Origin of the sequence: Streptomyces sp. NPDC006339, from assembly GCF_040612775.1 — a bacterium.
GTDB lineage: Bacteria > Actinomycetota > Actinomycetes > Streptomycetales > Streptomycetaceae > Streptomyces.
The window spans coordinates 150,472-176,327 of the sequence record NZ_JBEXQW010000010.1; the positions used below are offsets into that span (position 1 = coordinate 150,472).

General features: G+C 70.9%; 20 protein-coding genes. 15 read left to right on the forward strand and 5 right to left on the reverse strand.

Going from position 1 to position 25,856, the window contains the following annotated elements; genetic code table 11:
• Window positions 1-23 precede the first annotated feature (23 nt).
• Both ABZ135_RS10925 and ABZ135_RS10930 read left to right on the forward strand, forming a co-directional pair.
• On the forward strand, window positions 24-1,397 hold the full coding sequence (locus ABZ135_RS10925) for an FAD-dependent oxidoreductase (protein ID WP_356694082.1): 1,374 nt from the start codon (window positions 24-26) through the stop codon (window positions 1,395-1,397).
• A gap of 66 nt (window positions 1,398-1,463) precedes the next feature.
• On the forward strand, window positions 1,464-1,955 hold the full coding sequence (locus ABZ135_RS10930; RefSeq protein WP_356694084.1) for a hypothetical protein: 492 nt from the start codon (window positions 1,464-1,466) through the stop codon (window positions 1,953-1,955).
• 37 nt (window positions 1,956-1,992) lie between these two features.
• Here ABZ135_RS10930 and hemE read toward each other — a convergent pair whose 3' ends face one another.
• Entirely contained in the window at window positions 1,993-3,069 is a 1,077-nt protein-coding gene (gene hemE / locus ABZ135_RS10935; protein WP_356694086.1) for a uroporphyrinogen decarboxylase, read from the reverse strand.
• A gap of 91 nt (window positions 3,070-3,160) precedes the next feature.
• Between hemE and ABZ135_RS10940 the strand changes: the two genes are divergently transcribed.
• The 3 genes from ABZ135_RS10940 to ABZ135_RS10950 all read left to right on the forward strand — a co-directional run bounded on the left by ABZ135_RS10940 (window position 3,161) and on the right by ABZ135_RS10950 (window position 6,243).
• A complete protein-coding gene (locus ABZ135_RS10940) occupies window positions 3,161-3,889 on the forward strand; it encodes a DUF3000 domain-containing protein (protein WP_356694088.1) in 729 nt (242 codons plus the stop codon).
• A 237-nt stretch (window positions 3,890-4,126) separates the two neighbouring features.
• Window positions 4,127-4,792 (forward strand): response regulator transcription factor, encoded by a 666-nt coding sequence (locus ABZ135_RS10945; protein WP_015037008.1) that lies wholly within the window; start codon window positions 4,127-4,129, stop codon window positions 4,790-4,792.
• Window positions 4,793-4,959: 167 nt separating this feature from the next.
• The gene (locus ABZ135_RS10950) at window positions 4,960-6,243 is read left to right on the forward strand and encodes a ribonuclease D (protein ID WP_356694090.1); all 1,284 of its coding nucleotides are present in this window, start codon (window positions 4,960-4,962) and stop codon (window positions 6,241-6,243) included.
• Between the two features lie 30 nt (window positions 6,244-6,273).
• Here ABZ135_RS10950 and ABZ135_RS10955 read toward each other — a convergent pair whose 3' ends face one another.
• Window positions 6,274-7,452 (reverse strand): alpha/beta fold hydrolase, encoded by a 1,179-nt coding sequence (locus ABZ135_RS10955; protein ID WP_356694092.1) that lies wholly within the window; start codon window positions 7,450-7,452, stop codon window positions 6,274-6,276.
• A 334-nt stretch (window positions 7,453-7,786) separates the two neighbouring features.
• On the opposite strand from ABZ135_RS10955, the gene ABZ135_RS10960 reads away from it, so the two are divergent.
• The 8 genes from ABZ135_RS10960 (at window position 7,787) to ABZ135_RS10995 (ending at window position 19,482) form a co-directional block, all read left to right on the forward strand.
• On the forward strand, window positions 7,787-9,013 hold the full coding sequence (locus tag ABZ135_RS10960; protein WP_356694094.1) for an acetyl-CoA C-acyltransferase: 1,227 nt from the start codon (window positions 7,787-7,789) through the stop codon (window positions 9,011-9,013).
• Window positions 9,010-11,139, forward strand: coding sequence for a 3-hydroxyacyl-CoA dehydrogenase NAD-binding domain-containing protein (locus tag ABZ135_RS10965; protein WP_356694096.1), 2,130 nt, complete (start codon window positions 9,010-9,012; stop codon window positions 11,137-11,139). The genes ABZ135_RS10960 and ABZ135_RS10965 overlap by 4 nt, the downstream gene beginning before the upstream one ends.
• A gap of 131 nt (window positions 11,140-11,270) precedes the next feature.
• The gene (locus tag ABZ135_RS10970; RefSeq protein WP_356694098.1) at window positions 11,271-12,359 is read left to right on the forward strand and encodes a signaling protein; all 1,089 of its coding nucleotides are present in this window, start codon (window positions 11,271-11,273) and stop codon (window positions 12,357-12,359) included.
• A gap of 278 nt (window positions 12,360-12,637) precedes the next feature.
• The gene (locus tag ABZ135_RS10975) at window positions 12,638-14,632 is read left to right on the forward strand and encodes a hypothetical protein (RefSeq protein ID WP_356694100.1); all 1,995 of its coding nucleotides are present in this window, start codon (window positions 12,638-12,640) and stop codon (window positions 14,630-14,632) included.
• A 68-nt stretch (window positions 14,633-14,700) separates the two neighbouring features.
• Window positions 14,701-16,203, forward strand: coding sequence for a bifunctional cytidylyltransferase/SDR family oxidoreductase (locus ABZ135_RS10980; protein ID WP_356694102.1), 1,503 nt, complete (start codon window positions 14,701-14,703; stop codon window positions 16,201-16,203).
• 38 nt (window positions 16,204-16,241) lie between these two features.
• On the forward strand, window positions 16,242-17,045 hold the full coding sequence (locus tag ABZ135_RS10985) for a rhamnogalacturonan acetylesterase (protein WP_356694104.1): 804 nt from the start codon (window positions 16,242-16,244) through the stop codon (window positions 17,043-17,045).
• Between the two features lie 9 nt (window positions 17,046-17,054).
• The gene (locus ABZ135_RS10990) at window positions 17,055-17,867 is read left to right on the forward strand and encodes an Ig-like domain-containing protein (RefSeq protein ID WP_356694106.1); all 813 of its coding nucleotides are present in this window, start codon (window positions 17,055-17,057) and stop codon (window positions 17,865-17,867) included.
• A 10-nt stretch (window positions 17,868-17,877) separates the two neighbouring features.
• A complete protein-coding gene (locus ABZ135_RS10995) occupies window positions 17,878-19,482 on the forward strand; it encodes a glycosyltransferase (RefSeq protein ID WP_356694107.1) in 1,605 nt (534 codons plus the stop codon).
• On the opposite strand, the gene ABZ135_RS11000 is transcribed toward ABZ135_RS10995, so the two are convergent.
• Window positions 19,459-20,637 (reverse strand): hypothetical protein, encoded by a 1,179-nt coding sequence (locus ABZ135_RS11000; protein WP_356694109.1) that lies wholly within the window; start codon window positions 20,635-20,637, stop codon window positions 19,459-19,461. The two genes, ABZ135_RS10995 and ABZ135_RS11000, sit on opposite strands and share 24 nt — an antisense overlap.
• Window positions 20,638-20,785: 148 nt before the next feature.
• On the opposite strand from ABZ135_RS11000, the gene ABZ135_RS11005 reads away from it, so the two are divergent.
• Window positions 20,786-21,880 carry an LCP family protein gene (locus tag ABZ135_RS11005; RefSeq protein ID WP_356694111.1) on the forward strand — a complete coding sequence of 365 codons (1,095 nt, stop codon included), beginning with the start codon at window positions 20,786-20,788 and terminating at the stop codon, window positions 21,878-21,880.
• Window positions 21,881-21,899: 19 nt separating this feature from the next.
• Window positions 21,900-22,268 carry an NTP pyrophosphohydrolase gene (locus tag ABZ135_RS11010; RefSeq protein WP_356694113.1) on the forward strand — a complete coding sequence of 123 codons (369 nt, stop codon included), beginning with the start codon at window positions 21,900-21,902 and terminating at the stop codon, window positions 22,266-22,268.
• 7 nt (window positions 22,269-22,275) lie between these two features.
• Here the strand turns inward: ABZ135_RS11010 and ABZ135_RS11015 are convergent, their stop codons facing one another.
• Window positions 22,276-23,754 carry an amino acid permease gene (locus tag ABZ135_RS11015; protein ID WP_356694115.1) on the reverse strand — a complete coding sequence of 493 codons (1,479 nt, stop codon included), beginning with the start codon at window positions 23,752-23,754 and terminating at the stop codon, window positions 22,276-22,278.
• A gap of 170 nt (window positions 23,755-23,924) precedes the next feature.
• Window positions 23,925-25,844, reverse strand: coding sequence for a 1-deoxy-D-xylulose-5-phosphate synthase (gene dxs, locus ABZ135_RS11020; RefSeq protein WP_356694117.1), 1,920 nt, complete (start codon window positions 25,842-25,844; stop codon window positions 23,925-23,927).
• Between the last annotated feature and the right edge of the window lie 12 nt (window positions 25,845-25,856).

The following is a 25,856-nucleotide window of genomic DNA, read 5'->3' on the forward strand; positions in this document are numbered from 1 at the left end:
CCCGCCCGTCGTAGCGTGTTCATATGAGCGAACGACTGGTGATTATCGGCGGGGACGCGGCGGGCATGGCGGCCGCGTCGCAGGCGCGCAGGCTCAAGGGGCCCGGGGAGCTGGAGATCGTCGCCTTCGAGCGGGGGCGCTTCAGCTCCTATTCGGCCTGCGGCATCCCGTACTGGGTCGGCGGTGACGTCGGTTCCCTGGACGAGCTGATCGCCCGGAGTCCGGAGGAGCACCGGGCCCGGGACATCGATCTGCGGATGCGGGCCGAGGTGACCGAGATCGACGTGGACCGGCAGCGGGTGCGCAGCCGGGATCTGGAGTCGGGCGAGGAGTCCTGGACGGACTTCGACAAGCTGGTGATCGCGACGGGCGCCCGGCCGCAGCGCCCGCCGCTGCCGGGCATCGACGCGCCGGGGGTGCACGGGGTGCAGACCCTGGGCGACGGGCAGGCACTGCTGGACAGCCTGGAGCGGGCGGAGGGCCGGCGGGCGGTGGTGGTCGGCGCCGGGTACATCGGGGTGGAGATGGCGGAGGCGCTGCTCGGCCGCGGCTTCGAGGTGACGGTCCTGAACCGGGGCGAGCAGCCGATGGCGACGCTCGACCCGGACATGGGGCGTCTGGTGCACCGGGCGATGGACGGCCTGGGGATCACGACGGTCGGGTCCGCGACGGTGACGAAGATCCTGACCGGCGAGGACGGGCGGGTGCGGGCGGTGGCCACGGACGACGCCGAGTACCCGGCGGACGTGGTGGTGCTCGGCATGGGCGTACAGCCGGAGACCTCGCTGGCGCGGGCGGCGGGGCTTCCGCTCGGCTCGTACGACGGTCTGCTGACCGATCTGTCGATGCGGGTGCGGGGCCACGACAACATCTGGGCGGGCGGCGACTGTGTGGAGGTCCTGGACCTGGTGTCCGGGCGGGACCGGTATGTGCCGCTGGGCACGCACGCCAACAAGCACGGCCAGGTGATCGGCGCGAACGTGGGCGGCGGCTACGCGACCTTCCCGGGTGTGGTGGGCACGGCGGTGTCGAAGGTCTGTGATCTGGAGATCGCCCGGACCGGGCTGCGGGAGAAGGACGCCCGTGCGGTGGGTCTGCGCTATGTGACGGTGACGGTGGAGTCGACGAGCCGGGCGGGCTATTACCCGGGGGCCGCGCCGATGACGGTGAAGATGCTGGCGGAGCGGCGGACCGGGCGGCTCCTCGGGGTGCAGATCGTGGGCCGGGAGGGCGCGGGGAAGCGGGTGGACATCGCGGCCGTGGCGCTGACGGCGGGGATGACGGTGGACACGATGGTGTCCCTGGACCTGGGCTACGCGCCGCCGTTCTCGCCGGTGTGGGATCCGGTGCTGGTCGCGGCGCGGAAGGCGGTGGCGGCCGTTCGGGCGGCGGGCTGACCCGGGCAGCGCAATGACACGGTGTGACGAATTGCGACCGTGATATCACCATGTGTCACTGTTCACATGATCCGACACAGCATGCGCGCGCTCTGCGCGGCCACACTCGTCATCGCTCCGCTCGCCCTGACGGCGACCCCCGCCCACGCGGTGACCTGCACGGTCAACGGGGCCACCGTCACCGCCGACGTCGTCATGGGCACGCCCGGCAACGACGTCATCCGCTGCGGCTCGGTGCCGGACGGTCACCAGGTCAACGGCGTCGCCGGCAACGACAACATCTCCATCGGCGGGGACGTCGACGGACTGGTGACCGGCGGCCCCGGCAGCGACTACGTCAGCGTCTCCGGCTCGCTGAACACGGGGACGGTGTCCGGGAACGACGGGGCCGACTACATCATCGTGCAGGGGACGGTCGGTCCCGGCAGCGCCGTGACGGGCGGTCTCGGGAACGACGTCCTCCGGGTGAACGTCAACAACGGCACCGTCGACGGCGCCGGCGGTTTCGACTCCTGCCGGGTCACCACCGGGACGCCGCCGATCAACTGCGAATACTGAGCCCGCCCGCGCACGGGGGCGGCCGGCGCCCGAGGGATCAGCCGGCCGTCCGCGTGTGCACGTACTCCACCAGGCGGGTGAGCGCGTCCGGGTCGGTCGTGGGCAGCACCCCGTGGCCGAGGTTGAAGACGTGCCCCTCCAGGTCCTTCGCCGCGGCCAGAACCTCGTCGGTCTTGGCCTCGACGGCCTCCCGGGAGGAGAAGAGCACGGCCGGGTCGAGGTTGCCCTGGAGCGCCTTGCCGGGGCCGACGCGGCGGGCGGCCTCGTCGAGCGGGACGCGCCAGTCGACGCCGACCACGTCCGCGCCCGCCTCGCCCATGAGGCCGAGCAGCTCGCCCGTACCGACGCCGAAGTGGATGCGCGGGACGCCGTACGAGGCGACCGCGTCGAACACCTTGGCGGAGGCCGGCATGACCGAGCGGCGGTAGTCGGCGGGGGCCAGGGCACCCACCCAGGAGTCGAAGAGCTGCACGGCGGAGGCGCCGGCCTCGATCTGGACCTTGAGGAAGGCCGAGGTGATCTCGGCGAGGCGGTCGAGGAGGTCGGCCCACAACTGCGGGTCGCCGTACATGAGCGCCTTGGTGTGCTCGTGGTTGCGGGACGGGCCGCCCTCGACGAGGTAGCTCGCGAGGGTGAACGGGGCGCCCGCGAATCCGATCAGCGGGGTGGCGCCCAGCTCGCCGGTGAGCATGCCGATGGCCTCGGTGACGTAGGAGACGTCCTCGGGGGTCAGGTCGCGCAGCCGGGCCAGGTCGGCGCGGGTACGGACGGGCTCGGCGACGACCGGGCCGACGCCGGGCTTGATGTCGAGGTCGACGCCGATGGCCTTGAGCGGGACGACGATGTCGCTGAAGAAGATCGCCGCGTCGACCTTGTGCCGGCGCACCGGCTGCAGGGTGATCTCGGTGACCAGCTCGGGCCGCATGCACGACTCGAGCATGGGGATGCCCTCGCGGACCTTCAGGTACTCGGGCAGGGACCGCCCGGCCTGCCGCATGAACCAGACGGGCGTGTGGGGCACGGCCTCGCGCCGGCACGCCTTCAGGAACGCGGAGTCGTAGGTCTGCGGCTGGTGCTTCGTCTGCTGGCCCTCGGGGCCGTCGATGGCGCTCACGCCCAGAATCTTCGCATGTGGCGAGAAGCCGCTCACCCGGCCCGGGTGTCCCTCCCTGCGCACGGGCCCCGTTCCGCCTACTCTTCCCGGCATGGCTGCGGCTCAGGGACATTTTTCCGATCATTCCGACGGCATTCGAGGGACGGGGAAGACGGCGGGCGAGAGGGTGGACCCCACGGAGACGAATCCGGTACCTGTCGCCTTCCGGCGGGCGGTCGAGGGGCTGCGCGCGGTCCGGCTGCGGCCGGAGATCGAGGTCGACCCGACCCGGCCGCCGCAGCGGCTCGCCCCGTACGCGTACGCCCTGGAGGCGGCGGTCGTGGAGGGCGAGGAGGACCTGGCGGACGGGCGGCTCGTGCTGCTGCACGACCCGGCCGGGCACGACGCCTGGAAGGGGACCTTCCGGCTGGTGACCCTGATCAGGGCGGAGCTGGAGCCGGAGATGGCGGCGGACCCGCTGCTCCCGGAGGTCTGCTGGTCCTGGCTGACGGGTGCCATGGAGGCGCGCGGTCTGTCGTACGGGGAGGCGAGCGGAACCGTCACGATGGCGAGCTCGCACTACTTCGGGGGGCTCGCGGAGCGGCGCCCGGCGACGCAGATCGAGATCAGGGCCTCGTGGACGCCACAGGAGGGCGTGGCCGGGGTCCCGGACACCGGGACGCATCTGGCGGCCTGGTGCGATCTGCTGTGCCAGGTGGCGGGGCTGCCGCCGTCGCCGGCTGAGCCGGGGAGCGGTTCCGGTACGGGGCCGGGGGCGGGCACAACGTCGGGGGCGGGGGTCGTGTCGCTTCCCCAGCGGCGGGGGCCGCAGCAGCCGTAGCGTGCGGGCGGCGGACGGACGTCGTTTTTCGGACACTTTCGGGTGCGACGGACATGAGGCTCGTACGATGATCGATCGCGCGTCCGAATTGCACCAATTGTTACTCACTAAATCGTGATCTTTCCCTAAAGGCGGGCGGCCCGGCTGCCGAAGGAGTCAGTGACCCCTTCAAGCACGGGTTCGCCCCCGGCTTCTTCCCCGAGCCGGCTCCGTCCCGCACCTTCCCCAGGAGGCCTGGTGTCCGTTCTCCTCGAGCAGCCCGCAAGCCTGGTCGCCTACCGCCCGAACAAGCCGACGGCCATGGTCGTCGTGGCCGACCCGCGCGTCCGCTCCACCGTCACCCGCCACCTGTGGGCGCTCGGCGTGCGCGACGTCATCGAGGCGTCGTCCATCGCGGAGGCCCGTCCCCGCGTCGGCAACCCACGCGACATCTGCGTGGCCGACGTCCATCTGCCCGACGGCAGCGGCCTGACGCTGCTGTCCGAAACCCGCGCGGCGGGCTGGCCCAACGGCCTCGCCCTCTCGGCGGCCGACGACATCGGCGCCGTGCGCAACGCCCTGGCCGGCGGCGTCAAGGGATACGTCGTCACCGGCACCCGTACCAACATCGGGCACCCCACCCGCCCCGGCGCCGCCCCCATCGGCGCCGCGGCCGCCCGCCTCGGTCACCGCCGCCCCCCGGGTGCCCCGAGCCACCCGGGCGGCTACCGCGAGCTCTCCGGCCGTGAGGTCGAGGTGCTGCGGCTGGTGGCCGAGGGCCAGTCCAACAAGGCCATCGGCGTCTCGATGGGCCTGTCGGCGCTCACCGTGAAGAGCCACCTCGCCCGCATCGCCCGCAAGCTGGGCACCGGAGACCGGGCCGGCATGGTCGCGGTGGCCCTGCGCACCGGGATCATCCACTGACCGACCCGACCCCGCGAGGGGTGTGAGACCCGGCGGGCGCCCGTCGACGGAACGTTCCCTCTGGTCCGACCGACCGACCACCACGGCTGTTCCGGCCGGGGTGGTCGATCCGGTTGATCCGGCTGTTCCGTCGATGGGCGCTTGCCATTCACAGATACCCTTGACAGGTGACCGACGCCCAAGACACCGCGAGTGACACCGCACTGCGCACCACCGGGGGCGCCCCCTCGGACGACGACGTCCCCGCGGATGGGCTGCCGATCCCACTGCTCGAACCCCGTGAGGGCATTCCGCCCGTCGTCGCCACCGAGGACGCCCTGGCCGAGGTGATCGCCGCCTTCGCCGCCGGCCGCGGCCCCGTCGCCGTCGACGCCGAGCGCGCCTCCGGCTACCGCTACGGGCAGCGCGCCTATCTCGTCCAGCTCCGCCGCGAGGGCGCGGGCACCGCACTGATCGACCCGGTGGGCTGTCCGGACCTGTCCGGCCTCGGCGAGGCGCTGGCCGGGACGGAGTGGATCCTGCACGCCGCGACCCAGGACCTGCCGTGTCTGCGGGACATAGGCATGGTGCCGACGCGGCTCTTCGACACCGAGCTGGCCGGCCGGCTGGCCGGCTTCCCCCGGGTCGGCCTCGGCGCGATGGTCGAGTCGGTCCTCGGCTACGCCCTGGAGAAGGGCCACTCCGCCGTCGACTGGTCGACCCGCCCGCTGCCCGAGCCCTGGCTGCGCTATGCCGCGCTCGACGTGGAGCTCCTGGTGGACCTGCGCGACGAGCTGGAGAAGGAGCTGGACCGGCAGGGCAAGCTGGAGTGGGCGCTCCAGGAGTTCGACGCCATCGCCTCCGCTCCCCCGGCCCCGCCGCGCAAGGATCCCTGGCGCCGTACGTCGGGGATGCACAAGGTGCGCCGGCGTCGCCAGATGGCGGTGGTACGGGAGCTGTGGACGGCCCGGGACCGGGTGGCCCAGCGGCGTGACGTCTCCCCGGGCAAGGTGCTGAGCGACGCGGCGATCGTGGAGGCGGCGCTCGCGCTGCCGCCGAACGCGGGCGCGCTGTCGGCGCTGCCCGGCTTCGGTCAGCGGATGGGCCGGCGCCAGCTCGAGCAGTGGCAGGCCGCCGTGGACCGCGCCAAGGCCCTCCCGGACGCCGAGCTGCCCCAGCCCGGCCAGCCGGTGGCGGGCCCCCCGCCGCCGCGCGCCTGGGCGGACAAGGACCCCGCCGCCGCGGCCCGCCTCTCCGCGGCCCGCGCCGCGGTCTCCGCCCTCGCGGAGGAGCTGAACCTCCCCCAGGAGAACCTGATCACCCCCGACACCGTCCGCCGCGTCTGCTGGGAGCCCCCGGCCCCGGCCGACCCCGAGACGGTCGCGGCCGCCCTGCGCGACCTCGGGGCCCGGCCGTGGCAGGTCGAGCTGGTGACGCCGCTGCTGGTGCGGGCACTGGCGGCGAGGGCCTGACGGCCCGGGCCGTATGGCGATACGGGGTCCTCACTCCTCCAGGAGGGTGAGGGCCCCGTCCTCGTCCCGTGCGTAGCTGCCGGTCTCCGCGCCCTCGACCTTGCCGTGCTTCAGCCAGTGCTCGGACATGGTGTGCAGCAGTTTCGCCTTGCGCTCCCAGACGATCTGGTGGCCGGCGCAGGAGATCCGGATCATCAGCTTCTTCGGCCCGGGGATGTTCCGGTACAGCTCCGTCGTCGAGAAGTACACCAGGCCGAGGTCCGGCGAGGTGTTGATGATCGTGTCGTGCTCCCCGTACACGATGCAGACGGGCACCTTGTCGCCGAGGACGCCGTGGAGCTTGACCGTGGTCCTGTTCCAGCCCCACCAGTAGGAGTTCCGGATGCGGTTGAGCCCCTCCGGTCGTCCGGGTGTGGGGCCGCCCCAGTCGGCGCCGACGGTGTCGACCGCGATGATCGCCTTCCAGACCTCCTCGACCATGCCGTTCTCGCGCTGGTCCGGGCAGTCCAGGTCCTTCTCCCAGGCGGCCTCGAGTCCGGCCTTGGAGCTGACGGTCATCGGGTAGTCGAAGGCACCGACCGTGGTGACGGGGAGGGGCACGGGAGCGTCGAAGTCGGTGCCGGGCTTACTGCCGCGGCCGTTCGGCGGGAAGATCGGTGCCGTCAGGAAGAGGCTGCGCACCTTGCCGGGGTTCTGGATGGCGTAGGGGCCGAGCTGCTGCGCGGCCGCGGACCAGCCGATCAGGTCGAGCTTCGTCGCGCCGGTGCGCCGGAGGACGAAGTCGACGACGGTGCCGACCTCGTCCCAGTCGCTCCGGGAGTTGTTGAGCTGCGCCGCGTACTCCACCGGGCCGGTGTACGGCGTGGCGTTCGGGTTGGGGCTGAGCAGCGCCCGCTGGGCGGGGGCGGGGCTGACGTTCTTGTGCGTGTGCATCTTCGGCCGGGTGGAGAGGCCGGAGCCCTGGAGCTCCATGATGTAGACGTCGAAGCCCGCCTTCGCCAGCTCGGCGGCCCAACTGTACTTCTTGTACGGCAGGTCGAAGCCGGCCGCCGCGGGGATGCTGCGGCCGTGCAGCATGAGGACGGGTCTGCGGGGGCTGCCGGGGTGGGCGGCCACGTGCTCGCGGACGAAGAGCTTGACCTGGTCTCCCTCGTTGGCCGGGATGGTGGACTCGTGGTCCACGTAGAGGTCGTTCACGGTGGGTGGCACGGGCGGCTCTCTCCCCTCGGTCGGGCCCGTGGCGGGTGTCGCCCGGGCGTGGACAGGGTCCACTCGGGCGGGTGCCGGAGGGGGTCGACGTGACCGGGGCGGCGGGGCGGCCGACCCGATCGGGTAGCGGGGTCGCTCCGATCGGCCGGGCGCGCGGGAGGGGCGCGTGACCTTTGTGGGCAGGCTCTCGGGGTGTGACCTTCACCGCTTGGGGCGGGGGGACTGGGCAGTCTGGTTACCCGCAAGTAGCATGGGGTCAACAAGCGCGCGCTTAGCCGCGTGCCGGGCAGTGCGCCCGCAGCAGTGCCATCCCGCACCCTGGAGGAGAGCCATCGTGCCTCGTACCGTCAGGGACGTCGTCTTCGTCGACGGCGTCCGTACCCCGTTCGGCAAGGCGGGCCCGAAGGGCATCTACCACGAGACCCGCGCCGACGACCTCGTCGTGAAGGCCATCCGGGAGCTGCTGCGCCGCAACCCCGGTCTCGACCCGAAGAAGATCGACGAGGTCGCCATCGCCGCGACCACGCAGATCGGTGACCAGGGCCTGACCCTCGGCCGTACCGCCGGCATCCTCGCCGGGCTGCCGCAGTCGGTGCCGGGCTACTCCATCGACCGTATGTGCGCCGGTGCGCTGACCGCCGTGACCTCGGTCGCCGGTTCCATCGCCTTCGGCGCGTACGACGCCGTCATCGCCGGTGGTGTCGAGCACATGGGCCGTCACCCCATGGGCGAGGGCGTCGACCCGAACCCGCGCTTCGTCAGCGAGAAGCTGGTCGACGAGTCCGCCCTCTTCATGGGCATGACCGCCGAGAACCTGCACGACCGCTACCCGAGCATCACCAAGCGGCGCGCCGACGAGTACGCCGTGCGCTCGCAGGAGAAGGCCGCCAAGGCGTACGCCGACGGCAAGATCCAGCAGGACCTGGTGCCGATCTCGGTCCGCCGCACCTCCCCCGAGGGCGGGGAGACGGGCTGGGGCCTGGTCACGGCCGACGAGCCGATGCGTCCGGGCACCACCCTGGAGTCGCTGGAGGGCCTGAAGACGCCGTTCCGCGTCCACGGCAACGTCACCGCGGGCAACGCGGCCGGTCTGAACGACGGCGCCACCGCCTCGATCATCGCCTCCGAGGACTTCGCCCGCGAGAACAACCTCCCGGTGAAGATGCGCCTGGTCTCGTACGCCTTCGCCGGCGTCGAGCCCGAGGTCATGGGCTACGGCCCGATCCCGGCCACCGAGAAGGCCCTCGCCAAGGCCGGCCTGACGATCGACGACATCAACCTGTTCGAGATCAACGAGGCATTCGCCGTCCAGGTCCTCGCCTTCCTGGAGCACTACGGCATCGCCGACGACGACGCCCGCGTCAACCAGTACGGCGGCGCCATCGCGTACGGCCACCCGCTCGCCTCCTCCGGCGTCCGTCTGATGACGCAGCTCGCCCGTCAGTTCGAGGAGCAGCCGGAGGTCCGCTACGGCCTCACCACCATGTGCGTCGGCTTCGGCATGGGCGCCACGGTCATCTGGGAGAACCCCCACCACAAGGACGCCGGAGGCAGCAAGTGAGCACCACCGCAGAGCTTCTGAAGGGCGCCGCCGAGCTCTTCCCGGACGAGGTCGTCACGTCCGCCCACGTACGGCACTTCGAACTCCCCGCGGGTGCGGGCCGGTTCGCGCTGATCACGCTGGACAACGGCTTCGACCACACCAAGCCGACCACCTTCGGCCCGCAGTCCCTCGCCAACCTGAACACGGCGATCGACCAGGTCGAGGCCGAGGCCGCGAACGGCGAGATCGTCGGCGTCGGCATCACCGGCAAGCCGTTCATCTTCGCCGTCGGCGCCGACCTCAAGGGCGTCGAGCTGCTGAAGCGGCACGAGGACGCTCTGGCCATCGGCAAGGGCGGCCACGACGTCTTCAAGCGGCTGTCGAACCTGGCCGTGCCCACCTTCGCGTACTACAACGGCGCGGCGATGGGCGGCGGTGTCGAGGTCGGTCTGCACTGCACCTACCGCACCGTGTCGAAGGCCCTGCCGGCCTTCTCGCTGCCCGAGGTCTTCCTCGGCCTGGTGCCCGGCTGGGGCGGCTGCACGATCCTGCCGAACCTGATCGGCGCGGAGAAGGCCGTCCAGGTCATCATCGAGAACTCGCTCAACCAGAACCGGCAGCTCAAGGGCAAGCAGGTCTTCGAGCTCGGCATCGCCGACGCGATCTTCGAGGGCGCCGACTTCCTGGAGCAGTCGCTGATCTGGACCGCTTCCGTCCTCAAGGGCGACGTCACGGTCGAGCGTCCGGAGATCGACCGCGGCGAGGGCTGGGACCAGGCCGTCGCCAAGGGCCGCTTCGTCGCCGACTCCAAGGTGCACGGCGCCGCGCCGGCCGCCTACCGCGCCCTCGACATCATCGAGGCCGCCAAGGACGGCGACCTGCAGAAGGGCTTCGACGCCGAGGACCAGGCCCTCGCGGACCTGATCATGGGCGGCGAGCTGCGCGCCGGCATCTACGCCTTCAACCTGGTGCAGAAGCGCGCCAAGCGCCCGGCCGGCGCGCCGGACAAGTCGCTGGCCCGCCCGGTCACCAAGGTCGGTGTCGTCGGCGCCGGTCTGATGGCCTCCCAGCTCGCCCTGCTGTTCCTGCGCCGCCTGGAGGTGCCGGTCGTCCTGACCGACATCGACCAGGAGCGCGTCGACAAGGGCGTGGGCTACGTCCACGCCGAGATCGACAAGCTGCTCGGCAAGGGCCGCATCAACCAGGACAAGGCCAACCGTCTCAAGGGCCTGGTCTCCGGTGTCCTGGACAAGGCCGAGGGCTTCGCGGACGCGGACTTCATCATCGAGGCCGTGTTCGAGGAGATGAGCGTCAAGCAGAAGGTGTTCGCGGAGGTCGAGGCGGTCGCCCCGGCGCACGCGATCCTCGCCACCAACACCTCCTCGCTGTCGGTCTCCGAGATGGCCTCGAAGCTCCAGCACCCGGAGCGCGTGGTCGGCTTCCACTTCTTCAACCCGGTCGCGATCCTCCCGCTCCTGGAGATCGTCCGCGGCGAGAAGACCGACGACGCCTCGCTGGCCACGGCCTTCGCCGTCGCCAAGAAGCTGAAGAAGACGGGTGTGCTGACGAAGGACGCCCCGGCGTTCGTCGTGAACCGCATCCTGACCCGCTTCATGGGCGAGATCCAGAACATCATCGACGAGGGCACCCCGGTGGCCACGGCGGAGAAGGCGGTCGAGCCGCTGGGTCTGCCGATGTCCCCGCTGGTCCTCCTGGAGCTCGTCGGCCCGGCGATCGGCCTGCACGTCTCCGAGACCCTGAACCGCGCCTTCCCGGAGCGCTTCAAGGTCTCCCCCAACCTGAAGGCGGTCGTCGAGGCCGGCAAGCGCGGCTTCTACGTGTACGACTCCGGCAAGCCGGAGCTGGACCCGGAGGTCGCCGCCCTCCTGAAGCAGGGCGACACCGTCCTGACCGAGGAGCAGGCCCGGAGGCGCGTCCTGGACGCGGTGGCGCAGGAGATCGGCCTGATGTTGGAGGAGGGTGTCGTCGCCGAGGCGCAGGACATCGACCTCTGCCTGATCACGGGCGCGGGCTGGCCCTTCCACCTGGGCGGCATCACGCCGTACCTGGACCGCGAGGGCGTCTCCGAGCGCGTCAACGGCAAGCGGTTCCTGGAGCAGGGCGTGGCGAGCGTGCCGGCGTAACGCGGTAGGTCCGTGCGGACCGTCGGGTGCCCGTCCCTCTTCGAGGGGCGGGCACCCTTTTTTTCGTCAGGCCCCCGGCGGTGCCGGTCCTCTGTTCGACCCGTGAACGGAGGGTGACAGAATGGTGGATCTTGTCCCCCGGCAGAACGGCCCGCACCATGGCAACCCCCGGCCCCGGAATCAGCCGCCGCAGCGTCCTCGTGGCGGGAGCGGCCTCACTGGCGCTCGGTGGTCTGGCGGGAGTGACCCTGTGGGCCGACGAGGAGACCGAGGAGTCGAAGGAGGGCGACGAGGCCCCCGCGGCCCCCGCGATCGCGGGGGCGTTCGACATCGCCCGTCCCACCCGGCTGTGGCGCCCCACCGCGCTCAACGACACCACCGGACCGCAGTCGCTGGCCTTCGACGACACCCGTGGTGATGTGTACGTGGTGCAGCTCGCGCAGGGCGGCCTGACCCTGCGCGGGGAGAAGGGGCCGGTGGACGCGGAGGACCGGAAGCGGGCCGGCGATCTGTGCGTCACCCGCTTCTCGAGCGCCGGCGAGCGCCTGGGCCGGATGTATCTGCGGGGCTTCGGTCACGGCGTCTCGATGGGCGTCGAACCCGAGGGCGACACCGTGTGGCTGTGGATGGAGTCGCAGGCGCACCCCAGGACGGGATACGGGCGGGCGGTCGCCCGTGTGCGGTTCCGGGACGGGGCGGTCCTGGACAGCGACGACCGTGGTGTGCGGCACCACCGGCTGGCACCCAAGGGAAGCAGCCGCGTCCATCCGGCGGTGGACATGACCACCGGGCGGCTCCTCATCAGCTACCGGCAGGGCGAGGAACACGGGTATTCCGTGCACCGGCTCCAGGACGTCCTGGCGGGGAAGGAAGCACCGCTGCACAGCATCGGGCGCGCCGCGTTCCTGAAGGGCGAGACGTTTCAGGGGTGCGCGCTCCACGGCGATTACATCTACCAGCTCACCGGAAATCCCTACAGCAAATCCGACGGTCGAAATCCCCGTGATTCGGGCGGAAACACCTACATTTCCGCCGTCCATGCCCGGACGGGCGAACCCGCCGGCCGCCGTCATGTTTCCGTCGACCCCTCCCTCCGCTACCGGGAGCCGGAGGGAATCGCCGTGCGGGTGTCGCCGGAACCCCTGCTGTGCATGGGTTTCTCGGTCAAGACGAGCGGCCGCCGGAACATCGCCCTGTACGGATTCGAGCAGCGGCGGTAACGCACGCGAGCCGCCACGGAAAGTGATCCGGCGGTGACGCTGCGACAGGGTTGTACGGGCGCAGGGCACGATTTCGGCATCGTTCCATAACTATTCGGCACGCGCGCGCAGCGGATTCACCTTACGTCCACTCGTGGTTCGCGCCACTGATACCCCTGCTTATACTTTCCAAACGCTTTACAGCATCTGCACAGGTCGAGAGTCACGTCCCCACCGTGGCGAGGTCCTGGCGCGAAGTGACCCGCGTCACGACACCGACAAGGAGGGGCCTCGAGGCCATGAACAAGCAGCGTCGTCAGGCCCTTCTGGGTGTCCTCATATCGAGCGCCCTGGTGCTGAGCTTCGTCGGCATGATGGCCGCGGTCGTGCTGCCGTCCCTGAAGGTGTTCGCCGTCTCGGCCGCCGTCAGCTACGTCGCCGACCTGCTCCTCCACAGCGCCCAGTCGTCCACCCTGGACCGGCTCCGGGACTCGCGCTTCGGCCTGACCATCCGCTTCCTCATCCGGCAGTTCCTACTGCTCGGACTGTGCGGCGCGATGGCCGACATCGACTCCTTCGTCATCCAGATGACCGCGGTCGGACTGCTGCTGCTCTTCGCCCTCCAGTTGGCGTACGGCGCGGTCCTCAAGCACGTGCGCAAGAAGCGCGCCGAACTGCCGTACACCACCCGCGGACTCGACATGGAGTCCCTCGGCATCCGGCGCATGCCCCACCCGTTCCTGATGAACAAGCACGTCCGCAAGACGCTGCACCTGGACGTCCCGCTGTTCGCCGGCGCGCTCGGCACGATGGCGACCGACAACTGGAGGTTCGTCACCTACGGCGGCATCCTCTCGGTCTCCGCCGGCTACATCGCGCTGCTCGTCCTGCTGCCGGGCGCCCGCAACGCGCTGATCCTGCCCTCCGCCGACACCGCCATCGACGAGCTCAACCACGAGCTCGCCCGGTACCGCCCCCAGGTCGCCCTCTACTTCACCTTCGCCGCGATCTCCCGGGACTTCATGTACCAGGTGAACATGTGGCTGGAGTCGCTGGAGGCGATGGATCTGCGCCCCATCATCGTGCTGCGCGAGCGGGCCACCCTGCGCTATCTGGACGCCACCTCCGTACCGGTCATCTGCGTCCCCAAGGCCGAGTACCTGGCCCGGGTCGAGATGCCGGAGCTGCGCGTCTGCCTGTACCCCGGCAACGCCGGCAAGAACGTGCACATGCTCCAGCGCCACGACGTCAAGCACGTCTTCATCGGCCACGGCGACAGCGACAAGGCGGCCAGCAGCAACCGCGTCAGCAAGGTCTTCGACGAGATCTGGGTGGCCGGCCGCGCCGGCCGCGACCGCTACGAGCGCATCAAGCACGCCGTGCGCCACGACCAGATCGTCGAGGTCGGCCGCCCCCAGCTCATGTCCCTGCACCGCTGGACCGGGCAGACCAGCCAGCCGGTGCCCACCGTCATCTACGCGCCGACGTGGGAGGGCTGGACCGACGACGCCTGCTACACCTCGGTCATCCCGGCCGGTGAGAAGCTGATCGAGACGCTGCTCGCCCACGAGCGGCGCTTGAGGATCATCTACAAGCCGCATCCGCTGACCGGCTCCCGGTCCGCCGCGGCCGGCGCCGCCCACCGGCGCATCATCGCCCTCCTGGAGGAGGACAACGCCCGTCGCTTCGGGCGCAGCTCGTCGGACGCCAGAACCGCCGCGCGCAAGCTCGCCCGCATCGACAAGCGCATCGCCGACCTCTCCGAGCGCGGCGTCCGCTCCCCGTACCCGGACCTCACCGAGGCCGAACGCACGGCGCGGATCCGGCGCAGCCGCAACCAGGCCGGGGACCTCTACTGGAGCGCGGTGCCGGACGAGGCGCACCACGTGGTGCTGGACCGGATCCCGACGCTCAACGACTGCTTCAACCACTCGGACCTGCTCATCGGTGACATGTCCAGCGTGGTCTCGGACTTCGTCGCGACCCGCAAGCCGTACGCGATCTTCAACCTCGAGGGTCTGCCGGACGACCAGTTCCGCAACGAGCAGCGCACGGCGTACGCGTCGTACCTGCTGGACCTGGACTGCAACGGTCTGGCCGAAGCCCTGGACGCCATGCTCCACCCCGAGCGGGACACCATGGCCGCGTACCGCGAGCAGTTGAAGGAATACCTGCTCGGCCCGGACTACCCGCCGTCCGTCGTCCGGTTCAACGCCGCGGCGAACGACCTGTACCGGCGCGGTGTGGGGGACTTCCCGATCGAGTACCCGGAGCAGGCGCAGATCCTCGCCTAGGGCGCGCCCCCTGCCCGCCCCGCAACACCGCCAGCCACACCCACCCTTCACCCAGGAGACCGGAGATCGTGACCAGTCCTGCCACCCGCCGTCGTACCGTCGCCGTCGTCCTCGCCGGCGGCACCGGGCAGCGCGTCGGCCTCTCGATCCCGAAGCAGCTCCTGAAGATCGCGGGGAAGTCGATCCTCGAACACACTCTGTGCGTCTTCGAGAACTCCCCCGAGGTGGACGAGATCATCGTCCTCATGGCCCCGGACTACGTGACGGAGGCCGAGAAGATCGTCGCCAGGGCGGGACTGGGCAAGGTCTCCCGGGTCCTGCCCGGCGGTGCGACCCGCAGCGAGACCACCAGTGTGGCCATCCGGCACATATCCGACGGCCTGGCCGACGGCGAGGACGCCTGCCTGCTGTTCCACGACGCCGTACGGCCGCTGCTCTCCCAGCGCGTGGTCAAGGAGTGCGTGCGGGCCCTGGAGCGCTACCAGGCCGTGGACGTCGCGATCCCGTCCTCCGACACCATCATCGTGACCCGCACCCACGGCGACGACGGCGAGTTCATCACCGAGGTGCCGGACCGCTCCCGGCTGCGCCGCGGCCAGACGCCGCAGGGCTTCCACCTGTCCACCATCCGCAGGGCCTACGAACTGGCGCTGGCCGATCCGTCCTTCGAGGCCACCGACGACTGCTCGGTCGTCATCAAGTACCTGCCGGACGTGCCGGTCCACGTGGTCATGGGCGACGAGTACAACATGAAGGTCACCCAGCCCGTCGACGTGTTCATCGCCGACAAGCTGTTCCAACTGGCCTCGTCCACGGCTCCGGCGGCGGTCGGCGAGGAATCCTACCGGGAGGCGCTGCACGGCCGCACGGTTCTGGTCTTCGGCGGCTCGTACGGCATCGGCGCGGACATCGCCCGGCTCGCCGAGGCCGCCGGTGCGACGGTGTACGCGCTCGGCCGGTCCACGACCGGCACGCACGTGGAGAACCCGGCGCACATCGAGGAAGCGCTCGCGAAGGCGTACGCGGAGACCGGCCGGATCGACTACGTGGTGAACACCGCGGGCGTGCTGCGCACGGGCCGGCTGGCCGACACCGACACCGACACCATCCGGGAGGCGACCGAGGTCAACTACCTCGCCCCGGTGAACATCGCGCGCTTCTCCTACAAGTACCTCGCGGAGTCCCACGGCCAGCTCCTGCTGTTCACGTCCAGCAGCTACACGCGGGGCCGCTCCGAGTACAGCCTGTACTCCTCCACGAAGGCGGCCGTGGTCAACCTGACCCAGGCGCTCGCCGAGGAGTGGGCGGAGGACGGTGTGCGGGTCAACTGCGTCAACCCCGAGCGGACCGCGACCCCGATGCGGACCAACGCCTTCGGGCAGGAGCCGGCGGGCAGCCTGCTGTCCTCCGAGACCGTGGCGCGCAGCGCCCTCGACGTGCTGGTGTCCCGCATGACGGGGCACGTGGTCGACGTACGCCAGCAGGACCCCACGAGCGCGTCCTCGTCCCAGTCGGGCTTCGAGCGCGCCATCGCCTCGGTGCTCAGCCGGCAGGAAGTCCAGGAGCTCTGAGGGGCCGTCCGCCGGGCGGGGTGGAACGAGGGAGGGTCATGACCTACACGAACGCACATGAGGGCCACCGGACCAGGATCTTCCTGTCCGGAGGTTCGGGCACGGTCACGCGGCCGGTCAGTCATCTGCCGATGATGGGCTGGGGGCAGGCACTGGATCTGTTCCTCACCGACGAGGTGGAGGTCGTCAACTGCTCCCGGGGCCGTGCGAGCACGAAGAGCTTCCGGGAACGCGGACGGCTTCAGTGGATCCTCGACACCATGGCCCCCGGTGACTATCTGATCATGGCCTTCGGGCAGATCGACTGGAAGCCGGACCCGGGTATCCACACGGAGCCGTTCGAGGACTTCATCGAGCACTTGCGGGCGTACGTCACGGGTGCCCGGGAGCGTCAGGCGCATCCGATCCTGATGATGCCGTTCGAGCGGCGCCGGATCGACCGGCACGGCAACGTGAGCCGGTTCCTCGGCGACTACCCCGTGGCCATGCGGCAGCTCGCCCAGGAGGAGTTCGTCCCCCTCATCGACGTGTACGGCCAGAGCCTGCAGTGGTGGGAGGAGCTGGGGCCCGAGGAGACCAAGCGGGTCTTCACCTATCTGCGGCCCGGTGAGCCCCTGATGCCGGTCGTGCAGGACGCCGACAACGTGCACCTGCGGGCCGACGGGGCCGTCGAGGTGGCGCGGTTCGTGGCCCGCGCGCTGGTGACCCAGCAGCTCGTCCCCACCCACTGGGTGAAGGACCTGGACCGGCGGACCTTCTCATACGAGGAGATGGGGTGGCTCGACGAGGCCACGTTCCAGCACCGCACGAAGTCCCGTGTCACTCCCGCCCGCGATCTGTAAGGCCGGTCCATGAACCACTTGCTGTGCCGCGGCAGGGCCGTCGGCAACGAGGAGAGCTCCCCGGGCGTGGTCCATGCCGCGCTCTACTGCTCCGTTCCCCCCTTCACCGGTGTCGCCCCCGGCGACGTCGTCCAACTGGCGCTCTCCGTCGCCGTCGAGAACGCCCCGTTCGGCTACGCGTACCTCCAGGAGAAGTATTTCGCCGACGCGGCGGAGATCCTGGCGGTCCAGCACGTGGACTACTTCCCCAAGCAGCGCTGGTACCGCGTGCGGGCCGAGCCCGGCGCGAACGGTGTCGGGTTCTTCTCGGTCCGGGTGAAGCGGCCGAAGAAGAAGGAACCCCGGTTGCGCCCCCACATCGCCGTGGCGGTGCCCGGGCGCGACTCCCGCAAGACGGTCCGCACGGCCTCGCTGCGCGACCGCTCCCTCCTCATCCGCACTATGTTCGCGCCCGGCCTGCGGATCGTCGTCGCCCCCGGCACGCAGGGTGCGGTCGACGTGCTCGCCGCCGTGCCCCCGGGCAGCACTCCGATCGCGGTCTCCCAGCCGCGCTTCGGCGCCGCGCAACTGGGTCAGGACGGCTGGCTCGGCTACCTGCCCTACCAGGGGTTCACCGGCTACGACCGGTTCACCTACACGGTGGCCACCCCGGACGGCGACCAGGTCACCGCCCCGGTGAACGTGTTCGTCGGCAGCCTGGAGGGGCGGGCCGGGGTGTTCCCCGAGCAGCAGCTCACCACCGAATTCCAGAACTGGCAGTGGTCGGACTTCACCGGCGAGATGCCGTGGCCCGGGACCACCGTCCCCCCGCAGAACGGATAGGCGCCGGACCATGACCACCTCCGTACCCGTGCACCCGGCAGACATCCGGGACGTCACCGTGGTCCTCCATGTCCGGGACCAGGCCCGCACGCTGCCGGCGTGCCTCGACTCGCTCCTCGCCCAGTCGATCGGCACCGACCGCATGGAGGTCATCGCGGTCGACGACGGCTCGACCGACGAAGGTGCCTCCCTGCTGGCCGAGGCCGAGCACCGCTACGCCGGCTGGCTGCGCGCCGGCCAGTTCCGCCGGGGGCTGTCCACGGCCGAGGCCCGTAACTGGGGCATGAGCCAGGCCACCGGCCGGTATCTGCTGTTCCTGACGGGCGCCGACCGGCTCACCCCGAACGCGCTCGAGCTGATGGTCGGCTCGGCCGACGCCCACGAGGCGGACGTGGTGCTCGGCAAGCTGGAGAGTTCCGGCAAGCACGCGGTGGCGACGTCGATGTTCCGCAAGACCGAGGACTCGGTGGACCTCTACGGTTCGCGCGTGTACTGGTCGCTGACACCGGACAAGCTGTTCCGGACCAGCATGGTGCGGCGCTGCGGCCTGGAGTTCCCCACCGACATGACGATCGGCGAGGACCAGGCGTTCACGGCGGCCGCCCTCGTCCGTGCCGACAACATCGCGGTGGTGGCCCACGAGACCTGTGTGATCAAGGGCCCGACGCAGACCGGTTCCGTGGCGCTGTCCCAGCGGATCGCCCTGGTGGCGCGGATGATCGCACTGCTCGGCTCGCTGCTGCCGCCGGGGCCGCGGCAGGACCTGCTGATCTCCCGTCACCTGGAGGCGGACCTGGGCAAGGCGACCGGGCCGCTGCTGCTCGCCTCGGACAGCCAGGCGGAACGCGAGCGGACCCTGTGGGCGGCCGCCGAGTTGCTGCGCGATCACGTCCCGCCGACCGCGCTGGCCCTGCTGCCGCGTCCGCTGGCGGTCCGGTTCGCTCTGATCGCTGGGGGCCATCACGCCGAGGCCGCGCAGATGGCGGCGTACGAGGCGGACAAGACGCGGCCGGCGCCGAAGAAGAAGGTGGAGGACGGCCGGGTCTACACGCTGCTGCCGTTCTTCCGCGACCCGGCCGTCCCACTGCCGGACGAACTCTTCGACATCACCGACAAGATGACGGTGAATCAGGAGCTGACCGGCATGCGGTGGAACGGTTCGCTGCTCCTGCTCGACGGGCACGCGTTCTTCGAGCAGCTCACCACGCGTGAGCGTGCCACGAAGGTGGTGCTGCGGCATCGTCTCACCGGGGCGGAGGAGCGGTTCTCCGTCACCGCCCGCCGGGACGAGACCCTGCTGAACTCGAAGGGCAAGCCCCGCGCCATGGGCCGGTTCTCCACCCGCATCAATCTGCGGCAGATGTCCGACGGCTGGCCGCTGGGCACCGGTGTCTGGGACGTCTTTCTGGCGGTGAGTTTCGAGGGGGTCACGCAGGAGGTGCGGCTCGGCCGCAAGCGCTCCGCCGAGGTCGACGTCGTCAGCCGGGCTCCGATGGTCTTCGCGCCCTCGGCGACCACGCCCGGGCACGAGCTGGCAGCGACGCCGTTCTACACCTCGGAGGGCCATCTCTCCCTCGAGGTGTCCGAGCGGCTACCCCTGCCCGGCTCCGGCTGACGGCGCGTGGCTACCCTCCCGGGTCCACGGCCCGAAGGCGAGACCGTCCTGACCGGGGTCCTGACGGGCCAGCAGCAGGGCTCCCGTGCCGTCGAGCGCCGCGACGACGAGGTTGCCCGCGCCGTCCACTCCGGGCTGCGGGGCGTGGACGGGCGTGCCGGGGTCGCCCAGGGGCGCCCACCAGGTGCCGTACCCCTCGTTCTCGGTGACGTACGCGGTGACCTCGGCTCCTCCGTGGGCGCCGGTCTGCGCCAGGACGGTGCAGTCGTAGCCGCCTATGGTGGCGCGGCCCACGCCGGGCCGTCCCACGCCGCCGGCGCCGCCCAGCGGCAGCACACCGCCGGCATCCTTCGCGCTTCTGGCACGCCAGGCGAGGAGCGAGCCGTCACCCGGGTAGCGCCAGAGGTACGTGGTGCGCTTCCGGGCGGTCTCGAGAGCCGTCTGGGTGCCGTCGGCCAGCGCCATGCCGAAACGATCCCTCAGCTCGAAGCGGCCGCCTCCCGCCCCGACCCAGCGGTCCACCGTGCCCGCCGCGTCGACCGCCAGGACCTCCAGCGGACCGCCGGTGGGCATGGCGGCCGTGAGCTGCCCCGGGTAGGTCTGCGGGGTGACGGTCTTCCAGCGGCCCCAGCGGCCGTCGCCGGTGCGGCTGCGCCGCAGGACGCCCCCGTGGCGCAGGGACACCAGGACGTGCACGGAGCCCGAGACCTGGTTGACGACGACGACCGGTCCGCTCACGACCTCGTCGTCGGCCTCCGCCCCTGCGGCGGCGGGCCGGCCGAGGTCGTGCCAGTCGATCAGCGGGCGTCCCGTCTGGTACTGCGTGCTGACGACGACGTGGCGGGCGCCGGACTCGGCGGAGCGCCGGAGACCCGCGAAGTAGACATAGCCTTCGGCGCTGGCGGCGAGGCTCAGCCGGCCGTCCCAGCCCTCGACCGCGACCGTCGTGGGTCCGTCGAAGGTGCCCGGGGCGGTCTCGGTCCAGCGCACGACGCCGGCGGCGGAGGTCGCGTACGCGGTCATCCGGCCGTCGCCGCCGGTGAACAGCCAGCGGCTCGACGGAGCCCGGGCCGGCTCCTCGTCCCGGACGGCGGTGTGTCCCCACGTGGGCGACCCGAGGTCCGCGTTCCGACCTCTGTTCCTGCCACGGATCACGACTACCGTCCGCCTCTCCACCTGCTCATCGCCCCGAAGTTTGTCACACGCTTCACCCGGCGTTCACGGGCGTCGGCACCCCGGACCCCCCTCCATGAGCGATCCGCATACTAGTCACACGATTTCGACGGAAGAGACTCGACCAGCCATGACCTACCAAGACCCCACGGTGAGGAACGAGCCCCGGCGCGACGACTCCCGCGGCTCCCGGCGCAGGAACGCGCCGAAGCGCCGGCGCCCGCTGCGCATCGTCCTGCTGACGCTCCTCGTCCTCATCCTCGCCGCCGGTGGTGGCCTGTACTGGACGTACGCCAGCCTCGACGGCAACATCAAGGCCGCCGTCGACCTCGACAAGGAGCTCGGCGACAACCGTCCGCCGAAGGCGCCCATGTCGGGGCAGAACCTGCTGGTGCTCGGATCGGACTCGCGGGCCGGGGCCAACGGGGCGCTGGACGGGGCCGCGGTGAGTGGGGCGCGGTCGGACACCGCGCTGGTGGTGCACATACCCGAGGGCCGGTCGAGCGCCGTGGCGGTGAGCATCCCCCGCGACACCCTGGTGACCCGGCCGGAGTGCGGCCGCAAGGGCGGCGGGACGGCTCCGGCCGCGCAGCGCGTGATGTTCAACTCGGTGTACGCGCAGTACGGACCGGCCTGTGTGATGAAGACCGTCGAGACGATGTCCGGCGTCCGGCTCGACCACTACCTGGAGATCGACTTCGCCGGGTTCAAGGACCTGGTCGACGCCATCGGCGGGGTGACCGTCGAGATCGACGAGCCCATCAAGGACCGCAACTCCGGTCTCGACCTGGCCGCCGGCCCCCAGCGCCTCGACGGCACGCAGTCGCTCGCCTTCGTCCGTACCCGGTACGGGGTCGGCGACGGCAGCGACCTCGGCCGCATCGGCAACCAGCAGAAGTTCCTCACCGCCCTGCTGACCGAGGTCAAGAAGCAGGACCTGCTCGGCAGCCCCGCCAAGACGTACGAGATCGCCGACTCGATGACGAAGGCGCTCACCACCGACTCCGAGCTGGCCTCGCTCACCGCGCTGAGCGACTACGCCCGCAGCCTGGACGGCATCGACCCGGCCACCATGGAGACGATCATGCTCCCGGTCGCCTACGACAAGCGGGACCCCAACCGGGTCGTCGCCCACGAGCCCCACGCCTCCCGGCTGTGGAGGGCGATCCGCGAGGACCTGAGCATCCCGGACGAGGTGCGCAAGTCGCCCGCCACCGGCGGATGAAGCGGGGCATCCTGAGGGCATGACACATCCCCTGCTCGTCGTCGACGGCGCCAATGTCGTGGGCTCGGTCCCCGACGGCTGGTGGAGGGACCGGCGCGGGGCCGCCGAGCGGCTGCGCGACCGGCTCGCCGAACGCGGCGGCCCCGAGGACGGGCCGTTCACCGGCCCGTACGAGATCGTCCTCGTCGTCGAGGGCCGGGCCCGCGGCGTGGCCTCCGTCCCCGGCGTACGGGTCGAGGAGGCCCCGGGCAGCGGGGACGACCTGATCGCGGAGCTGGCCCGGAACGCGGCCGGCCGGCCGTGCCTGGTGGTCACGGCCGACCGGGAGCTGCGGCGGCGGGTCGAGGAGACGGGCGCCGTCTGCGCGGGTCCGCGCAGCCTGCCTTGAGCGGGCGTCAGTACTTCGCGTCCGGGCCCATCCGGCCGAGGCGGCTGTGGCTGCGCCCGTACAGGAAGTAGACGACGACGCCGATCGCCATCCACACCGCGAAGCGGAACCAGGTCTCGCCGGGCAGGTTGAGCATCAGCCAGAGCGAGGCGGCGATGGAGAGGATCGGCAGCACCGGGACCCACGGGGTGCGGAAGGCGCGGTGCAGGTCCGGGCGGGTGCGGCGCAGGATGATCACGCCGGCGGCGACCATCACGAAGGCGAAGAGGGTGCCGATGTTCACCAGCGTCGCCAGCTCGTTGATGCTGGTGAAGCCGGCGACGATCGCGATGACGACGCCGAGCAGGATGGTCGGGCGGTACGGGGTCTTGAACTTCGGGTGCGTCACCGAGAAGAAGCGGGGCAGCAGCCCGTCGCGGCTCATCGCGAAGAAGACGCGGGTCTGGCCGAGCAGCAGGATCAGACAGACCGTGGTGAGGCCGACGGCGGCGCCGAAGCTGATGACGCCCGCGTAGAACGGGTGTCCGACGGATTTGAAGGCGTCGGCGAGCGGGGCGCTGGTGGACAGCTCGGTGTAGTGCTGCATGCCGGTGACGACGAGGGCCACGGCCACGTAGAGCACCGTGCAGATGAAGAGCGAGCCGAGGATGCCGCGGGGCATGTCGCGCTGCGGGAGCTTGGTCTCCTCGGCGGCGGTGGCGACGACGTCGAAGCCGATGAAGGCGAAGAAGACGACGGAGGCGGCGGTGAAGATGCCCATGACGCCGAAGTTGGTCGGCTCGTAGCCGAACAGGAGCTGGACCAGGGGCGAGTCCCAGTTGGAGCCGCCGCCCTCGGGGGTGACGGCCTTCGGGATGAAGGGCTTGTAGTTGTCGCCGACGACGAAGAACAGGCCCGCGATGATCACGATCATGACCACGGTCACCTTGATGGCGACGACGAGGGCGGTGATCCGGGCGGACAGCTTCATGCCGACGACGAGGATCGCGGTCAGCACCAGGACCAGGACGAAGGCGAGGATGTCGAAGGTTCCGCCCGGTGCGTCCGGTCCTTCCATCCAGGCGGGTAGGTGCCATCCGGCGTTATCCATGAGGGAGCGCACGTATCCGGACCAGCCGACGGCGACGACGGCGGTGCCGAGCGCGAACTCCAGGACGAGGTCCCAGCCGATGATCCAGGCGGGCAGCTCTCCGATGGAGGCGTACGCGAAGGTGTACGCCGAGCCGGCCACCGGGACGGTCGAGGCGAACTCCGCGTAGCACAGGGCCGCCAGGGCGCAGACGATGCCCGCGGCGACGAAGGCGAGCGCGGTGGCGGGGCCCGCGTTCTCCTTGGCGACCTTGCCGGTGAGGACGAAGATGCCGGTGCCGATGATGACACCGACGCCGAAGACGGTCAGATCCCACGCGGAGAGGGATTTCTTGAGCGCGTGCTCCGGTTCCTCCGTGTCACGAATCGACTGTTCGACCGTTTTCGTCCGGAACATCCCGGAATTCGCGCGTGGCTGCTGGTCCGTACTCACCGTCGCACCTCCTGGCACTGGGGCTGCCCGTCCTCAGCCCAGAATGCACGCACAAGGGCCGGTCGGCACCCGTAAGGGTGGTCCGACCGGCCCAATGGTGACGCGGTGTTACCGCCGGGGCGGCTGCCCGGGCCTCAGTCGCGGGCGGGCTCCACGGCCTGGCTGCTGCTCTCGGTGAGGCCGTCGAGCCGCGAGACGAGACCGGTGACCTGGCGCGCGATGTCCGGGGCGGTCAGACCGATCTCGGCGAGGACCTCACCGCGCGAGGCGTGGTCGAGGAAGCGCGGCGGGATGCCGAAGTCACGCAGCGGCATGTCCACGCCCGCGTCGCGCAGCGCCTGGGCGACGGCGGAGCCGACGCCGCCGACGCGGCTGTTGTCCTCGACGGTGACGACCACCCGGTGCCGCTCGGCGAGCGGGGCGAGGGCCTCGTCGACCGGCTTGACCCAGCGGGGGTCCACGACGGTGGTGGAGATGCCCTGCCGGTCGAGGAGGCCGGCGATCTCCAGGCACATCGGCGCGAGCGCGCCCACGGAGACCAGGAGCACGTCGGGCGTGTCGGTGCCGGCCTCGCGCAGCACGTCCATGCCGCCGACCCGGCGCACGGCGGGGACGGCCGGGCCGACCGCGCCCTTGGAGAAGCGGACCACGGTGGGGGCGTCGGTGACCTCGACGGCCTCGCGCAACTGGGCGCGGACCTGGTCGGCGTCGCGCGGCGCGGCGAGCCGCAGACCGGGCACGACCTGGAGGATCGACATGTCCCACATGCCGTTGTGGGAGGCGCCGTCGGTGCCGGTGACACCGGCCCGGTCCAGGACGAAGGTGACACCGCACTTGTGCAGGGCCACGTCCATGAGGACCTGGTCGAAGGCCCGGTTGAGGAAGGTCGCGTAGACCGCGAAGACCGGATGCAGACCGCCGGTGGCGAGCCCGGCCGCGGAGACCGCGGCGTGCTGCTCGGCGATGCCGACGTCGAACACCCGCCCGGGGAACTCCTTGGCGAACCGGTCGAGGCCGACCGGCTGGAGCATCGCGGCCGTGATCGCGACGATGTCCTCGCGCTCCTTGCCGAGCGCGACCATCTCGTCGGCGAAGACGCCGGTCCAGTCGGCCCCGGACGAGGAGATCGGCAGGCCGGTGTCGGGATGGATCTTGCCGACGGCGTGGAAGCGGTCGGCCTCGTCGGCGAGGGCGGGCTCGTAGCCGCGGCCCTTCTGCGTGATGCAGTGGACGATGACCGGGCCGCCGAAGCGCTTGGCGCGGGTGAGCGCGGACTCCAGGGCCTCGATGTCGTGGCCGTCGATCGGCCCGACGTACTTCAGGCCGAGGTCCTCGAACATGCCCTGCGGGGCGATGAAGTCCTTCAGGCCCTTCTTGGCGCCGTGCAGGGTCTCGTAGAGCGGCTTCCCGACGACGGGGGTGCGCTCCAGGATGTCCTTGCCGCGGGCGAGGAAGCGCTCGTAGCCGTCGGTGGTGCGCAGGGTCGCCAGGTGATTGGCGAGGCCGCCGATGGTCGGGGCGTAGGAGCGCTCGTTGTCGTTGACGACGATGACGAGCGGGCGGTCCTTGGCGGCGGCGATGTTGTTGAGCGCCTCCCAGGCCATGCCGCCGGTGAGGGCCCCGTCGCCGATGACGGCGACGACGTGGTCGTCCTTGCGGAGGATCTCGTTGGCCTTGGCGAGTCCGTCGGCCCAGCCGAGGACGGTCGAGGCGTGCGAGTTCTCGATGACGTCGTGCTCGGACTCGGCCTGCGAGGGGTAGCCGGACAGGCCGCCCTTCATCTTGAGCTTGGAGAAGTCCTGGCGGCCGGTGAGCAGCTTGTGCACATAGCTCTGGTGGCCGGTGTCCCAGAGGACCTTGTCCTTGGGGGAGTCGAAGACGCGGTGCAGGGCGATGGTCAGCTCGACCACGCCGAGGTTGGGACCGAGGTGCCCGCCGGTCTTGGAGACGGCGTCCACGAGGAACGACCTGATCTCTTCGGCCAGCCGGTCCAGCTGTTCCGAGGAGAGCCGGTCCAGATCTCGCGGTCCCCTGATACGGGTCAGCAGAGCCACCCGTGCCTCCTT